The sequence below is a fragment of the Pseudomonas sp. GM33 genome, from assembly GCF_000282295.1.
In the GTDB taxonomy this organism is placed as follows: Bacteria; Pseudomonadota; Gammaproteobacteria; order Pseudomonadales; family Pseudomonadaceae; genus Aquipseudomonas; species Aquipseudomonas laurylsulfatiphila.
This window is the reverse complement of sequence record NZ_AKJO01000179.1, coordinates 45,898-61,913: the sequence shown is the minus strand read 5'-3', so window position 1 is coordinate 61,913 and position 16,016 is coordinate 45,898. Positions and strand designations below refer to the sequence as shown.

The following is a 16,016-nucleotide window of genomic DNA, read 5'->3' as shown; positions in this document are numbered from 1 at the left end:
TGTGGCGAGGGAGCTTGCTCCCGCTGGACTGCGCAGCAGTCCCTGTTCGGGGTCGCTTCGCGACCCAACGGGACGGTGCGGCGATCCGACAAGCTCCCTCACCACAACAGCATACCGCCCGGTGCAATCTTAGGTCGGCTCTGCATCCATACGTCGAGCGATCACATCCAGCACATCGCAACCATCGCGCAACGGCACGCAGCAGAGCAATGCAAAGTCGCTCAGCACCACGGTGTCAGAGGTCAGGTCGCCGCGCATTGCGAGGTTTTCGAGGAGTTGCGTTACCGCTCGGATGCGGTAACTGGCGGTGCTAAGCAGTGAGTGCAGAGGTTGTGTGGTGTTGACGAACAGCGAGGGAAGGTCGTCGGCGTTGCTGGTTAAAGCCATATATTCATTCATGAGTGCTTACCAATTGTAGGTGAAGGACCTACCACTCAATCGTCGCCAAACAATAGGGTGGTAGCTGTACGCGGGTTGGCGAACCGGACAATGGTGAAACCGGCAGACCCGAAGGTCTCCCACGCACAGCTACCGAAAAAGCAGCCAAGCGTGATCAAAAGTGCTCCGAGAAATTCTCGGAGCCTTCTGCACCGTTGTGACCGAGTCGCCAAACCCGATACGCCATTTGGGCGCGGTCGGACTATAGGTCTCATGACAAAGGCACAGCAATGCGCAAGTGTACGGACATTTCCCAGTGTCGTGTAGGACGTTGCTTTTTCTAGCGTTGATGTCGGTTTGGCCCTTAAAAGTGGGACCTAAACGAAAGCGTTGGCAGGGGCATCACTAAATTCCGCGTACAAAAAAACCGGCCACTCGGACTAATGCCGATCAGTTAAGCCCCGGACATTGTGGGAGCGAGCTTGCTCGCGATGGCAGACTGTCAGGTACCCCTTGTTTGACTGTCCAGCCGTCATCGCGAGCAAGCTCGCTCCCACAAGGTTTGCGGTGATCAAACGCTTAACTGACTGGCATTAGCCACTCAGACCGGTCTTCTTTTCAGCTGCAGTTGCACGCTATCCAGTTCTACCGAAGATCACTCTTCACCAGCTCCCATCACTCGATCCTCAAACGCGGAGCGCACTGCATTCACAACACGTTGCGCCATGCCTTCATCTTCAAGCTGCGGGTATCCTTTCTTCAGCTTTCCGGACACCACCCAGCCGTTCTCCTTGATCGAACGGATGATGCGGTTGGCATCCTGATCCGGCATTTCGAGCACTTCTTTGAGTTGTTCCTGCGCTCGCTGAAAGATAACCAAGACTCGGGCTTCATCCGCCATCTCCGTACGAATCGTGTGCTCGACGACGCGAGCGGTGTACAGGACGTGTTCGGTCAGGTCTGGGTAGCGCCAGGCAAAGCCTGCGTCTTTGTATTCATCGAAGATGAAGTTGCTGGGAGTGCCGTCTTCGTAGGTCACGAGTTCGCCAAACCCATAAGCCGCTGCGTAACGGCGCATAAACGGGCGTGAAAACACCTCGAGCGTACGGTCGTAGCCTGCCCTGAAATCGATCGAACTGGTGATAGTGGCTGACACGGGCAGGATCACGCCGTCGGGCACTGCCTTGTCCCTGATCAAGGTGTCGTTGATCAGGAAGCGATGAATCCGGCCGTTGCCATCACGCATGGGATGGATGTACACGAAGCCGAATGCAAGCACTGCGGCGCGTGCCACTGACTCGGCACCCCGCGTTGCGATCTCGAACTCGTTGAGGCCTTCCAGTAGAGGGGCAAGTTCTTCAAAGTGGGGGGCAATGTAATGCACGATGTCCTCGCGCATTGTGGCCTGACCTACAAATACCGGGGAGCGCCGCAAGCCGAGCCCAATGGCATCTCGCCCCAGAATGCCGGCTTGCAGGGAACGCAGGCTGTCATTGCTTAATGGGGCTTCGATATGGCCGCAGTGCTGGGCAATGACATGCGCAAAACGCTGGATGCGATCAGCCTGGTCGGCCTCTTTTTCGATGAGAAAGCTGGCTCGTGACTCCTTGAACGTCAACCAACTGGCCGTACGCATCAAGATATCGGCACCAAAGGTTCGATCCAACTCCTTCAACGCCGCGCCGAGATCGAATTGCAGAGCCTCTTTGACTGCCGTCGTACGACGAACCAAAGGGCAAAAGCCGGGTGTACCGGGCAGGTTGTTTTTGACTCGCCAACGTCGAACTCGTGGTGCTTCACTACGGGTGAGGTAGTCCTGCGCAGAAAGTGCATCGACATAGCCACCGTTGGTTACGTCTGGCACATCCAGACTTTGCCCTGTCAGCCATTCGTAGAGAAACCCCGTGCGGCGAGCATATTGGCCAAAAGGCTCTCGCCGGCACCAGGCTTCGATAGGCTCGGGTCCGGTCTTTGCAAACAAGCGAGCAAAGAATTCGAGATGGATCTCTTCGTACTTGAGGCCGAATTCGAAATGCCCTGAGAAATCGTCGGCAGGCCGGTAGCTCGGGGGATACTGATTCTGCGTATGCCCGCTGCTTTCGCGACTGACACGTGTCGTGCCAATCGTCGATTCGACGCGCAGTGGCTGTGCCAGAACGATGTCGTACTGCTTTGCGAGTGCCTTTAAACCGACCTGCATTCACGGAATCCTTTACTGGGGCGATAAAAACGCTAACGAATGGCTGATCCTACTCGAAAACGTTAATTTTTGTAGGGGATGAAAAGGCTAATGGGCACCGAAATTCGCTAACAAATCCACATTATGTGAAAAAAACGCTAACGGAACTTTTATAGTAGTCGCTTCTGCGCAGGAGCACTGTGCGTATGGATGGGTGTCAGGTAAGCCGTCTGAACAAAAAAATTGCGCAGGGTCCGGATGAAGAGAACCCCTATGCCTGCGAGCCCCGATGGCCACAAAACTATACGAGCGCCAAGTCTTGCGGGTCGATTCCGCGCTGTTGCGAATGCAGGGGGAGCCTCGTGGCGCGACACGCCAACTGAGCTAGTCTTTGGGCAGCAGGTGGGTATCCGACGAGAACAGCTCAACTATGAAAATATCGGTAAAGGCCATCGATTACATAATAAGAGTTTTTAAAGCGGAATGGCCGAATTTAGTGTTGTGGGCTTTTTTGTTGTCACCGCTGATAGTTAGACTGATCACAAACCATCGATACTCGAAATTTGATTTGTTGGCCATATATACCGCTGCGATTTCAGTATTGTGGCTTTTGGCGATTCGATTTGCTTCGTTCAATCAATTCAAAACTCACGTCGTTCTTCTTCCGTTCTATTTGTTGGCGGCCGTCGATCTATTCCTTGTTCTGAATTTCAATTCGAGATTCACGGCGGCCTATGTGTTTATCGGTTTGAATAACTACAAGGAGGCAAGTGATTTTTTGTCGACTTATTGGCGGCCGCTTACCGTCGTTTTGATAATATTCGTCGCTTGCTATGGGGTAGGGCTCATCGGTCTGTATAAGCGTGAGTTATATAAAAGCAAGGGTGTTTTTGTTTTGGTCATTAGTGCTTTGTTTTTGGGGTATGGCGCGTATTTTTATAAAACGGTCAAGGTCAACTCTTTCGGGAAGCATGCGGTACTGGATCTCGTTGCAAAAGATCAAAGCACCCCCGTCGGGTACTTGTCGCAAATAGGCCTTACGACTCACCTGTATTTGCAATCAGAGAAGTTTATCAAGCAGCGCCAGGAATCGGAGGTGAAAATAACCAGTGTTTCGAATGAGTCAAATATAGAAACTGTTGTTTTTGTAATCGGTGAGTCATCGCGGCCGCAAAATTGGTCTCTCTACGGATATGACAAGCAGACCACACCGAATCTCGACAAGCTGGCAGGGATTTACAAGTTCAATCGCATGTGTACGACAGCCCCCTATACGTCGGTCGCCGTTCCCTCAATGCTCAGCCTTGAGCCCATTTCGGATTGGAATGCCATTGCGTCAAAAAAGTCCTTGGTGGGTATATATCGCGCAGCGGGTTACATGACCTATTGGTTGTCAGTGCAGGAAGTCGATAGTTTCGGCGGAATCATTCCGCAAATAGCAGCAGAGGCTCAAAATTGGCAATATTTTGAAAGGAGCTATGACGGAGCATTGATGCCGGAATATAAAAAAATATTAAACAAAGGCGATGCGCAAAAACAAGCCATATTTATCCATATCAAGGGCAGTCATTTCGATTACTCGCGCCGGTATCCAGAAGATTTCAAAAGATTCAAGCCGTCAACCAATAGCGTAAAAGATAAAATGATCGCGGAATATGATAATACCATCTTGTATACGGACTGGCTGTTAAGCTCAATTATTGAACAGTTGAGGTTGAGCAAAAAACCTTCGGTATTGGTTTATTCATCGGATCATGGCGAAAATATCATGGATGATAGCCGAGGGTTGTTGGGTCATGGAATTGGCAATAAGTATGATCTGCCGGTTTCGGCGTTTGTCTGGGCATCCGATAATGTTTCAGGCCAGCAAGCGCTCAAGCTTTCAAAATTGAAGGAGAGGGAGAATCAAAGAGCTAGCATTTCGTCCTTGCCGCATACGCTTTTAAATTTTACTGGCGTTCTCACGAGTGAATATAGGCGTTCGGATGATTTGCTTAGCAATGATTTTGTGACGTCGAAATGTCCATACCTGCTCGGCACAGGGTATGTTCCAGCGTTTGATTTTGATGCACTTTAAACCGGCCAGATCGTTTTTCGGCGGGGCAACATGAAATGGCGGGGAGGATTTGGTCTGCCGCTTGATGGAGAGACTGAACGTCCCCCAATGTGGCCCTCAGCTCGTTGACGATGCGTACAGGCGCGGCTGAAAGCCTTGAAAATAGTGGAGCGGGTGAAGGGAATCGAACCCTCGTTATCAGCTTGGGAAGCTGGAGTAATGCCATTATACGACACCCGCTCAGAGCGGCTGACTTTGTACCAGATACGCGCGGGAATTTGAAGTTTTTCTTTGCCCCAGATGGCTTTAGCACAGGTGAAACGATGCATGGACCGCATGACGGTCGATCGCGGGCAAGTCTCGCGCCTGCAGAATACGTTTGATTCAGCAGGGCGGGGCTTGCTCGCGATGACTCTGTTTCAGAGTGCCAATGCATGGTGGTCCTGGACGTAGTGGTAACGCGGTCGGCTATCGTGCTGGGCCGGTTTCAGGAACCCCATCAGTGCGTTGCGGCTGTCTCGGCAGGCGGCTTTGTGTTCCATGTCGAGAAAGTGGCCGGTGGCCTGAAGGGTCGTGAAGGTGGCGTGTTGCACGTGGTTGGCGAACAACCGTGCGCCATCGGCGGCGGTGTATTCGTCCCATTCGCCGTTCATGAACAGCACCGGCACGTTGATTTTTTCCGCCGCTTTGAAAAAGCATTGGCGGTCGCTGTGCAGCAGGTCGCTGATGTGGAAGTGCATCTGCCCGTATTCATGATCGGCCAGGCTGCTGACGTGCCGATAGTTGAAGCGCTTGAACAGGGTCGGCAGGTGTTTGCCGATGGTGCTGTTCACCAGGTTGCCGACCCGGTCGCCATCCCGGCTGCCGAGGTAATCGACGCCGCGCTCGAGGTAGTCGAGCATGTGCGCGTTGATCTCCGGGGAGAACGAGCTGATCACGGCTTTTTCGATGCGCCGTGGCCGTTGGGCCAAGGCGACCAGGGTCGCGGCGCCACCCCAGGAAAACGACAGCACGTGTTCGGCGGCGAAGTGGTCGATCAGCTCCAGGAGGATCTGCCCTTCGACTTCCTTGGTCAGCAATTTCTCGTGCAGGTTGTGGGCTTTTGACCGGCCTGCATAGGGCTGGTCGTAGCAGACGACGTTGAACTGCGGATGGAGGTTTTTCACGGTTTGTGCAAACGACGCAGTCGTGGCCATCGAGCCGTTGACCAGGATAATGGTCTTCTCTGCGGCGTCTGCGCGATAGAACTCCGTGTAAACCCGATACTGACCCTGTATATCCAACACAGCGATTTCTGGCCTCATGTCATAAGACTCCTGGCAAGCGGGTATGCGCGCAATAGAGATTGCACGAGCTTTGTGACAGGTAGGCATACGCCTGGAATTTGAGAGGCCCATGTCGATCCAATGCAGTCCGGTCGACGGGTATTGTTATTGGCGGGCAGTCTGCCGGGTGAGGCCGGAACCCTTGGGTTCCTACCGGCAAAAAGTTTCTTAGAAGTATGGGGTGACTCATCGGTCACATTTCGGCCGACGTCCTGATTCAAGCAGGGGTCACGTCATCGCGCAAGTGCCTTTGGTAAATTGTTCGACAACTTCTGCTCAGCGGTCGCCTGCTTAAATCAATCCGATCTCTTCATCGCTCAGTGGGCGGTATTCGCCCGGTTTCAACGCATTGTCGAGCAGCAGCGGGCCCATGCGTTCGCGGTGCAGGCGCATCACCTTGTTGTTGAAGTGGCCGAACATGCGCTTGACCTGATGATAACGGCCTTCGACGATGCTCAGGCGCGCGCTTTTCGGCCCGAGCAGCTCCAGACCGGCGGGTTGCGTGGTGAGGTCTTCGAAGGCGAAGTACAGCCCTTCGCTGAACTTGATCGCGTATTCGGGGCCGATGTCCTGTTCGGTTTCGACGTAGTAGACCTTGGGCAGTTTGGTCTGTGGTTGGGTCAGGCGCCGCGACCAGCTGCCGTCGTTGGTGATCAGCATCAGGCCGGTGGTGTTGAAGTCCAGGCGCCCGGCGATGTGCAGTTCGTCCTTGTCCGGCTCATGGATCAAATCGAGTACGGTCGGGTGCTGCGGATCCCGGGTGGCGCTGACGCATCCGGCGGGTTTGTGCAGCATGAAATGGCGCAGGGGTTTGCCGACTTGCAGCACGTCGCTGTCGACTTCGACGCGGCTGAACTCGCGGACTTCGCTGTGCGGGTCGCTGACGACGTTTCCGTCGATCCTGACGCGTTTTTCCACCAGTAACAGGCGCACCTGCTTACGGTTGAAGCACGGCAGGTTGCTGAGGAATCGGTCGACACGCATGACTTAGGGATCAGTGAAGAAAGGGCCGCGCATCTTACTTGATCGATTCGGACGCTGCTTGCAACTGCGCCTCGACCTCGGCGCAGCGCGGGCACAGGCACGAGGCGTTGCGCAGTTGCGCCGGCAGCGCCTGGAGCACGGCCGGGTCGATGCTGACGCCGTAGCACCAGCAGGCGCGGTCGGCGGTTCGCGGGTCGGCCAGGGTGCAGTCGTTGGGTGCGCCGCAGGCGGGGCAGAGGTCAGGCTGGTTCATGGATGGAGTGAGCCATTTCCACGCAGGTTCGGTTACGGCCACTTTGCTTGGCCCGGTACATCGCATGATCCGCCCGTGACAGCAGGGTGTGCAAGGTGTCATCGGGCTGCAGGGTGGTCAGGCCGATGCTGACGGTCACTTGCAAGATCTGGCCGTTGTAGGTGTAGCGCTGTTGCTCCACGTACTGACGAATTTTCTCGGCGATTATCAGACCGGTCTGACCATCGGTGTCCTTGAGCAGCACGATGAACTCTTCACCGCCCCAGCGGCAGACGATGTCGGAGTGCCGCAGGCAGCTCTTCAGATCCTGGGCAAAGCCATTCAATACCTGGTCTCCAGCCAAGTGGCCATAGGTGTCGTTCAACACCTTGAAGCGGTCGAGGTCCAGCAGCAAGGCGGTCAGCGGTTTGGGCTCGCGCCGGGCTTCGTGCATGGCCTGTATGGCCAACAGGTCGAAGCCGCGACGGTTGGGCAGTTCGGTCAGGCTGTCGAGGGTGGCCTGGGCCTGGATCCTGTCCTGAAAGCGCTTGATGACCTGGTTGAGCAGGGCCAGCACGGTCAGCGTGACCAGCAGGCAGATCAGCAGGTTGAGGTACAGCGACTGGCGGATTTCACCCAGGGCGCTGTCCTCGCGTTTGTCGACGAACAGGTACCAGTTCAGCTCCGGGATGAACCGCACATTGAGGAAGTGCCCTTGGCCCTGCACGGAATATTCGTAGCTGCCGCTGTGGGGTTTTGGCAGCCGACTGACCAGGTCCTTCATGCTGTCCAGCTCACTGAGTTTCTGCCCGATGCGCGCACCTTGCGGACCGCCTTCGGCACCTGTCAGTACGAGGCGTCCGAAGTTGTCGACGAAGTACACGCTGCGTTGATAACGCTGCTGGTACTTGTCGATCAGCTTGATCACGGCGTCGACGGTCAGGCCAACCCCGGCTGCGCCGATGAACCGGGCGTTGTAGTCGTAGACCTTGTAGTTGATGAAAAAGGTCAGGTTGTCCTTGTTGGCCAGGTCCGGGTCGACGTTGATTTCGTACGGATCCTTCATGTCCCGCACGCGGAAATACCAGGCGTCGCGGGGCTCGGTGGCCTTGACCTGCTTGAGCACACCCTTGGCGTGGTAGTAAGTCAGGCTGGTGTTGGAGACGAAGAAGGCGGTGTAGGCACCGTAGTGGGTCATGACCTCGTTGAGGTAACGGGTCATCTGGTCGGAATCCTTTTCACCGTTGACCACCCAGTCGCGCATGAAGGTGTCGCGGGCCATCATTGAGGAGATCAGGATCGGCCTGACCAGGTCTTTCTGGATTTCCGAGTAGACCGTGTCCGAGGTCAGCGGCAGTTCGGTGTTGACGATATTGTCGCGGATCGAGGCCCGGGAGGCGTAGTAACTGAGAAAGGAGGTGGCGAGGAAGCCTGCGCCCAGCAATGCGACCAGTGTGAGCACCAACGAGCGTTGAGAATACAGCGGCGAGCGAAGCGGCATGGCAGTTCCATTGGCAGTCATCCGATGCAAGCATTCTAAGGGTACTGCCGGGAAATAACTGCTCCATGTGCGCTGCGAATGGTCGTAAATCTTGCACGGACCTTGTGGGAGCGAGCTTGCTCGCGATGGCGGCGTGTCTGCCACATCAAGGCTGAATGTCACACCGCTATCGCGAGCAAGCTCGCTCCCACAGGGTTATGAGTCTGGTGTTTAGCCCAATGTTTTCAGATACATCCGCCAGCCGCCGAAATGACTGATGTTCACCGCACCCTCCAGCCCGTATGCCTCGCAGATAAACCCGCTCTCCCAGCGGCCGTCGGCCAGTTGCACCTTGCCCAGTCCCAGCGGTGCCGGAATCCCGGTCAGGAACGAACCCAGTTCTCGGCTGGGCAACTCCCAGACTTCCACGGCAATCGCCACGCCGCCATCCTTCACGCGGACCATGCCTGGACGCAACGGCGGGCCGCCGGCCAAGGCATAGAGTTGATAATCCGGCGAGCTGAAGGTCGTTTCCAGCAACCGGGCACCGCGCTGCCTGAGCTGCCAGTTCAACGCCAGCCCGTCCAGGTGCGCGCCGCAGACCACCAGCCGCGCCCGATCATGGCGGGCTACCGGCGCCGGTGCAGGAGCGGCCAGGCCTTGCTGGCGCTGCAAGGCATCCGCCACGCTCAACAGATACTGATCGGTGAAGGCCCGGCCAAACAAAGTCACGCCCCATGGCAGGCCGTTGTCCATGAAGGCGCTGGGTACGGCGACGGCGGCGTAGTCGAGCAGGTTCATGAAGTTGGTGTAGTAGCCGAGGTCCGAATTGCGCAGTACCGGTTCGGCCTTGAGTTCCGCCAGCGACACCGGGCGGCCGATGGTGGGCGTGACGACACAATCGAGGCCTTCCAGCGCCGTGTCGCACAGTGCCTTGAGCGCTTGCAGCCGGTATTGGGCACGGAAGGTCTGCACGCCGTCGACGGCGGGTGCCTTGGCCAATACAGCGCGAATCACCGGCAACACGGCCTCGGGGTTTTGTGCCATCAACTCCCCGGCCACGCTGTAGCGCTCGGCCACCCACGGGCCTTCATAGAGCAAACGTGCGGCCTCCAGAAACGGCGACAGGTCAAGCTCCACCGCTTCGCCGCCCAAGGCCTTGAGACGGTCGATGGCATCACCGAACAACAGCGGGCCTTCGGGGCAGCCAAAGAATTGCAGGTCCTGTGCACGTGGCACGCCGAACCGGAACGGCCGTGGCGTGCCGAACGCCGAGCCGTCGTTCCACAGCGGGTTGGTGCGGCTGTATTCGTCCCGTGGGTCGAGGCGTGCGGTGAGCGCCAGCAACCGGCTGGCCTCCCGCGCGGTGGCGGTGAACGTAGTGACGCAATCGAGCGTACGACAGGCCGGTACCACGCCGGCCGTCGAGATCAGGCCCTTGGTGGCTTTCATGCCGACCAGGTTGTTCAACGCCGCCGGCACGCGCCCGGAGCCGGCGGTGTCGGTGCCCAGGGAAAAACTCGCGACCCCGAGCGCCACCGCCAGCGCCGAACCGGCGCTGGAGCCGCCCGACGGATACTCCGGCAACACGCTGTTGGGGCACACGCCATAGGGTGAGCGGCTGCCATTGAGCCCGGTGGCGAACTGGTCGAGGTTGGTCTTGCCCAACGGAATCGCACCCAGGGCCAGCAGTTGCTCGACGATGGTCGCCGAACGCTGCGGCACGTAGGCAAATGCCGGGCACGCCGCCGTGGTTGGAATGCCCGCCAGGTCGATGTTGTCCTTGATCGCGAATGGCACGCCGTACAGCGGCAGGCTGTCGAGGTCGCGATCGTCGAGGGCGGCGAGGTACGGCTCCAGCTCATCGGTACTGAGCAAGTGGATGAACAGGTGATAATCCGGATTCAGCGCCGCGGCTTTGTCCCGCAGGTTCGCCAGCAGTTGACGGGGGTTAAGGCTGCCGTCGCGGTAGGCGCTGCGCAGGGCGTCGAGTTGCAGGTTGATATTCATGGTGTCAGTCCTTTTCAAAATGGGTTCAGTCAAGTTCCAGCACCACGACGCGCTGTCCGGCGCGCACCGCCGAACCCGGTTGTACGCGCACCTCACGCACCACGCCGGCCATGGGGGCGAGCAGGGGGATTTCCATCTTCATTGACTCCAGGATCACCAGCACATCACCGACCGCGACGCGCTTGCCGGCCTCGACCTGGACCTGCCAGAGGTTGCCGGCGATGTGGCTGTCGATGCTCTGTTGACCGCTGGCCAGCGGCGCCTCATCGGTCGCCTCCGGGGCCGGCTCTTCGCTGTCGAAATGCGCCTGGCCGCTGGCGATCCAGCGTTCACGCTCGGCATTGAATGCGCCTTTTTGCTGCTCGCGAAACGCGCCGATGGTCTCGGCTTCCTGCGTCAGAAACGCTTGGTAATCCGCCAGGTTCAAGTGACTGTGTTCGATGTTCAGGTGGAAGCGCCCGAGGGGGAAATCCTGGCGAATGCGCAGCAGTTCATCGGCGCTGACCGGGTAGAAACGGATCTGGTCGAAAAAGCGCAGCAACCATGGCTTGCCATCGAACGCGGCGACTTCGCGGTAGCGGTTCCACATCTGTAGCGTGCGCCCGACAAACTGATAACCGCCGGGGCCTTCCATGCCGTAGACGCACATGTAGGCGCCACCGATGCCCACCGAGTTCTCCGCGGTCCAGGTGCGCGCCGGGTTGTACTTGGTGGTGACCAGGCGATGGCGCGGATCGAGCGGGGTGGCGACCGGCGCGCCGAGGTAAACGTCGCCCAGGCCCATCACCAGGTAACTGGCGTCGAACACCGTGCGTTGCACTTCATCGAGGTTCGGCAGGTCGTTGATGCGGCGGATGAACTCCAGGTTGCTCGGGCACCAGGGCGCGTCCTTGCGCACCGTGGTCATGTATTTCTCGATGGCCAACTGGCACGCGGGGTCATCCCAGGACAGTGGCAGGTGGACGATGCGCGAGGGCACTTGCAGGTCTTTGGCGGCGCACACGGCGTCCCATTCGCCGGCGACGATGCCGAGCAGGTCGGCCAGTGGCAGTTGTTCGGGTTGGTAGTGGACTTGCAGTGAGCGGATGCCTGGCGTCAGGTCGATCACGCCGTGCAGGTGTTGGCTTTCCAGGGCTTGCATGAGGGCGTGGGCGCGAAAGCGCAGGACCAGGTCGAGTTCGGGGGCGCCGATTTCCAGCAGCAAATGCGTGTCGCCCGACAGCCGTGCAACCAGCCGCGTATCGTCCTGCCCAATGTCCAGCACCACAGGCGACTCAATCTCCTGTGGGAGCGGGCTTGCTCGCGAAGGTGTGTCAGTCGACATCAGGGTGGCTGACACACCTTCGCGAGCAGGCTCGCTCCCACAGGGGGTATTCCATTTCAGGGCCAGGGTGCGGGCGGTCTTGAGGTCGATGGGAGAGAACTGTACCTTGTCCCCCGCCTTCAGTTGACCAAGCTGCCAAAGATCCGCCTCGATCACCGTCACCGGGCACACGAACCCGCCAAGGCTTGGGCCATCCGGGCCGAGGATGACCGGCATGTCCCCGGTGAAATCCACCGCACCGATCGCATACGGATTGTCGTGGATATTCGACGGATGCAGCCCGGCCTCTCCACCGTCGGCACGCACCCATTCAGGCTTCGGCCCTATCAGGCGCACACCGGTGCGGCTGGAGTTGAAATGCACTTCCCACTGGGTGGCGAAGAAGGTGCCGATGTAGTTTTCGGTAAAGTATTCCGGGGCACCGTGGGGGCCGTAGATCACGCGGATCTGCCGCACGGCAGGCAACTCGCTGACCTGAGATTCAGGCAGTTGCGCCCCGGTGCTACGGTTGCTCAGCGCCGGCACATGCAGCACATCACCGGCGCGCAGCGCGCGACCGCCATGCCCGCCAAACTGACCAAGGGTGAAGGTGCTTTTGCTGCCCAGATAATCCGGCACTTGCAGGCCACCGCGCAGGCACAGGTAGCTGCGCGCACCCGCACCGGCAATCGTTCCCAGGCTCAACGTCGAGCCCGCCGGAACCAGCAGCGCGGTGTTCATCGGCACGGTTTCACCGTTCAACGCCAGTGGAATCGCCGCGCCCGTCACCGCGATCACCGCATCGCAATTGAAGCGCAGCAACGGTCCGCTCATGGTGATTTCCAGCGCCGCAGCACCTTCGACATTGCCCAACAACAGATTGCCCAGGCGCAAGGCGCGACTGTCCATCGGCCCCGACGGCGGAACGCCCACCGCCCAGTAACCGAGGCGGCCGGGATAGTCCTGGACGCTGGTCTGGGTGCCGGCGCTGAGCACTTCAAAGGTGTTGGCCCGATACACCAGCCCCTCGAGGCAACGGGTCCAAGGCTGGCCGCTGGCAAAAGGCGTATCAACCAGAATCTGCCGCAGGTAATCGCGGTTGGTTTCCACGCCGTAGAGCTGGCTGTCATCCAAGGCCTGGTGCAGATCGGCAGCGGCTTGCTCGCGGGTCGGTGCCCAAGTGATGACCTTGGCGATCATCGGGTCGAAGTACGGCGGGATCTCACAACCGGCCTCGACCCAGGTGTCGATGCGCAGCTGTTTGCCGTCGGCGGCGGGGAAATTCACCGCCGTGAGCAAACCGGGGCTCGGCTGGAAGTCGCGACCCGGATCCTCGGCGTAGAGGCGTGCCTGAATCGCGTGGCCATCAGCTTTCAAATTCTGGCTCAATTTGCTCAGCGGCGGCAGCTCACCGGCCGCCAGTTGCACCATCCAGCGCACCAGGTCGACGCCCCACACCTGTTCGGTGACGCCATGTTCCACCTGCAAACGGGTGTTCACTTCCAGGAAATAGAAACCCCGGGCATCGCTGTCGAAGACGAACTCCACGGTGCCGGCGCTGCGGTAGTTCACCGCTTTGGCCAGTTTGATCGCCGCCGCGCACAGTTCATCGGCCATGCCCGCTGGCAGGTTCGGTGCCGGGGTTTCCTCGAGGACTTTCTGGTTGCGCCGCTGCACCGAACAATCGCGCACGCCAAGGGCGATCACTTCGCCGCGACCGTCGCCGAACACCTGCACTTCCAGGTGACGGGCGCGCTGGATGTACTTCTCGATGAACACCCCGGCGTCGCTGAAATTATTCTGGCCCAGGCGTTTGACCGCTTCGAAGGATTCGCTCAACTCGGCCGCGCTGCGGCACACGCGCATGCCGATGCCGCCACCGCCGGCGGTGCTCTTGAGCATCACCGGGTAGCCGACCTGTTCACCGGCGATCAATGCGGCGTCGAGGCTCTCGAGCAACTCGGTGCCTTCAAGCATGGGCACACCCTGTTGTTTGGCCAGGGCGCGGGCGGTGTGCTTGAGGCCGAACACTCGCAGTTGTTCCGGTGTCGGGCCGATGAAGGCGATGTCGGCGGCTTCGCAGGCTTCGGCGAATGTGGCATTTTCCGAGAGGAAGCCGTAACCGGGATGGATCGCGGTGGCGCCGCTGGCTTTGGCGATGGCGAGGATTTTATCGACCGCCAGGTACGTGCCGGCGGCTGCGCCTTCCCCGAGGCTGTGCGCCTCGTCGGCCTGCAGGATGTGCAGGCTGGCCGCGTCGGCTTCGGAGTAAACGGCGACACCCTGCACGTGCAGTTCACGCAAGGTCCGCAGGATGCGACAGGCAATGGCGCCACGGTTGGCAATCAGGACTTTTTCGAACATGGCATAACCCCCGGAGGCGATTGCGCATCAGCCTCGACTGGGATGCGGGCCGTCCCGCAGTTTTTCGATGAGCGCCGGGGTCGTCCCCGACGGCAGAATCAGATTTCACATACACCGCCGAACTCCTGTGGGAGCGGGCTTGCTCGCGAAGGGGGCGTGTCTGTCGACTTCGATGTGTCTGACTCACCGCTTTCGCGAGCAAGCCCGCTCCCACATGGGGATTTGTGGTGCGTTTACTGTTTGAGGCACTGGCCGGAACGGGCCTGACACAGGGTGAACAGCCAGCGGCGCAAGCGCGCGAGTTTCAGTTCCATACCAGCAGCTCCGCAGGGGTGGGGTTGTAGGCGTTGCACGGATTGTTCAGTTGCGGGCAGTTGGAGATCAGCACGATCACGTCCATCTCTGCGCGCAGGTCGACGTACTTGCCCGGCGCGGAAATCCCGTCTTCGAACGTCAAGCCACCGTCGGCGGTGACCGGCACGTTCATGAAGAAGTTGATGTTCGGCCCGATGTCGCCTTTGCCCAGGCGTCCGTCGTGGACACAGGCGCGCAGGTAGTTGTCGCGGCAGCTGTGCATGTAGCGTTTCTCCAGGGCGTAGCGCACGGTGTTGCTCTCTTGCGCACAGGCGCCGCCGAGGGTGTCGTGACGCCCGCAAGTGTCGGCGACGATGGTCAGCATCGGTTTGCCGAGGTTGGAATACAGCACGCTGCCGGTGCTCAGGTACACGCTGTTCTGCCGGCGCAATGTGCGCTGCACGTCGTAGCGTTCCTTGGGATTGGCGACACTGTAGAACAAGGTGTCGACGGCCTGATTGCCTTCCAGATCGAGGATGCGCAGGGTCTGGCCGGCCTTGACCTCCATCAGCCAGGGTTCGCCGGCGGGGATGGTGGCGCGGTAGATCGCGGTGTCTGGTTGCCTGCTTGTATGAACGGCAGCGGTAGCGATTGCGAGTGACATGGCAGCGATCCTCAGGCGAACAGACGGTCGGTATTGATGAAGCCGCGCTCGTTTTCCGGGCGCGAGGTGCGGCAGTGTTCGGCGACGCTGGCGTCGGCGTTCATCCAGCTGAGCTTCAGCGGTTTCGGTGCATATTCCGGCGATGGATCCATCGGGTGCTGCAGGGCGGTGAGCACCACCAGGGTGTCCATCGGCGCGTACAACTCGATGTAGTCGCCAGCCTTGGAATTGCCCTCGACGAAATGGAAACGTCCGGCGTCATCGACGTTTACACGACTGAACAGGTTGAGGGTCATCAGCAGGTCGGACAGGCCCAGTCCCCACTTGCCCAGTTCCACCAGCAGGTTGTCGGTGCCGTTGCGGAAGAAGCCGTTGCGCAGTTCCTGGTAGCGGCCGGCGCCGTATTTTTCTGCCACTTCTTCGGCGCAGAGCACGCCGCCCAGGCTGTCGCTCCAGCCGCAGGTGTCGGCGGTGATGGCGGCCAGCACGCGGCCCATGTCCGAATACAGGCAATGGCCGGCGGTGAGCTTGCCGGTGTGTTGGCATTTGAGGCTGTCGGGCAGGTTCAGGCGCTCGGTTTTTTCGTTGGCGTTGAGCAGTGTCAGGCTGACGTTGGCGCCGCCGCGCAGGTCGGTCAGGCGCAGCAATTGGCCGCGCTTGAGCACGAAGGAACGATGGCCGCCGCCGGGGAGCATTTCTTCGGCGAAGGGCGGGAACAGCTGGGTCGAATCAGTCATTGTGAAAAAT

The 16,016-nt window shown here is 59.1% G+C and carries 11 protein-coding genes and 1 tRNA gene; 1 reads left to right on the top strand and 11 read right to left on the bottom strand.

The features are described from left to right. Positions 1 to 129 precede the first annotated feature (129 nt). Positions 130 to 399, bottom strand: coding sequence for a hypothetical protein (locus PMI26_RS02630; protein ID WP_007979853.1), 270 nt, complete (start codon positions 397 to 399; stop codon positions 130 to 132). 634 nt (positions 400 to 1,033) lie between these two features. Beyond that, positions 1,034 to 2,578: a Fic family protein gene (locus PMI26_RS02635; protein ID WP_007979850.1), complete on the bottom strand. Its 1,545-nt coding sequence runs from the start codon at positions 2,576 to 2,578 to the stop codon at positions 1,034 to 1,036. Positions 2,579 to 2,987: 409 nt separating this feature from the next. Between PMI26_RS02635 and PMI26_RS02640 the strand changes: the two genes are divergently transcribed. Beyond that, positions 2,988 to 4,634, top strand: a complete 1,647-nt coding sequence (locus tag PMI26_RS02640) for a phosphoethanolamine transferase (RefSeq protein ID WP_007979846.1) — start codon at positions 2,988 to 2,990, stop codon at positions 4,632 to 4,634. 145 nt (positions 4,635 to 4,779) lie between these two features. Here PMI26_RS02640 and PMI26_RS0129890 read toward each other — a convergent pair. The 9 genes from PMI26_RS0129890 to PMI26_RS02680 all read right to left on the bottom strand — a co-directional run bounded on the left by PMI26_RS0129890 (position 4,780) and on the right by PMI26_RS02680 (position 16,006). Next, positions 4,780 to 4,853: transfer RNA gene (locus PMI26_RS0129890), tRNA-Gly, on the bottom strand. A 179-nt stretch (positions 4,854 to 5,032) separates the two neighbouring features. After that, on the bottom strand, positions 5,033 to 5,917 hold the full coding sequence (locus PMI26_RS02645; RefSeq protein WP_007979844.1) for an alpha/beta fold hydrolase: 885 nt from the start codon (positions 5,915 to 5,917) through the stop codon (positions 5,033 to 5,035). A gap of 312 nt (positions 5,918 to 6,229) precedes the next feature. Further along, positions 6,230 to 6,922, bottom strand: coding sequence for a pseudouridine synthase (locus tag PMI26_RS02650; protein WP_007979842.1), 693 nt, complete (start codon positions 6,920 to 6,922; stop codon positions 6,230 to 6,232). Between the two features lie 34 nt (positions 6,923 to 6,956). Further along, positions 6,957 to 7,175, bottom strand: coding sequence for a cysteine-rich CWC family protein (locus PMI26_RS02655; protein ID WP_007979840.1), 219 nt, complete (start codon positions 7,173 to 7,175; stop codon positions 6,957 to 6,959). Further along, positions 7,162 to 8,655 carry a sensor domain-containing diguanylate cyclase gene (locus PMI26_RS02660; RefSeq protein ID WP_007979838.1) on the bottom strand — a complete coding sequence of 498 codons (1,494 nt, stop codon included), beginning with the start codon at positions 8,653 to 8,655 and terminating at the stop codon, positions 7,162 to 7,164. The genes PMI26_RS02655 and PMI26_RS02660 overlap by 14 nt, the downstream gene beginning before the upstream one ends. Positions 8,656 to 8,865: 210 nt before the next feature. After that, positions 8,866 to 10,644, bottom strand: coding sequence for an allophanate hydrolase (atzF, locus tag PMI26_RS02665; RefSeq protein ID WP_007979836.1), 1,779 nt, complete (start codon positions 10,642 to 10,644; stop codon positions 8,866 to 8,868). 25 nt (positions 10,645 to 10,669) lie between these two features. Then, the gene (gene uca / locus PMI26_RS02670) at positions 10,670 to 14,311 is read right to left on the bottom strand and encodes an urea carboxylase (protein WP_007979834.1); all 3,642 of its coding nucleotides are present in this window, start codon (positions 14,309 to 14,311) and stop codon (positions 10,670 to 10,672) included. A 304-nt stretch (positions 14,312 to 14,615) separates the two neighbouring features. Then, on the bottom strand, positions 14,616 to 15,269 hold the full coding sequence (locus tag PMI26_RS02675) for an urea amidolyase associated protein UAAP2 (RefSeq protein ID WP_007979832.1): 654 nt from the start codon (positions 15,267 to 15,269) through the stop codon (positions 14,616 to 14,618). An 11-nt stretch (positions 15,270 to 15,280) separates the two neighbouring features. Continuing rightward, on the bottom strand, positions 15,281 to 16,006 hold the full coding sequence (locus tag PMI26_RS02680) for an urea amidolyase associated protein UAAP1 (protein WP_007979830.1): 726 nt from the start codon (positions 16,004 to 16,006) through the stop codon (positions 15,281 to 15,283). Positions 16,007 to 16,016 lie beyond the last annotated feature (10 nt).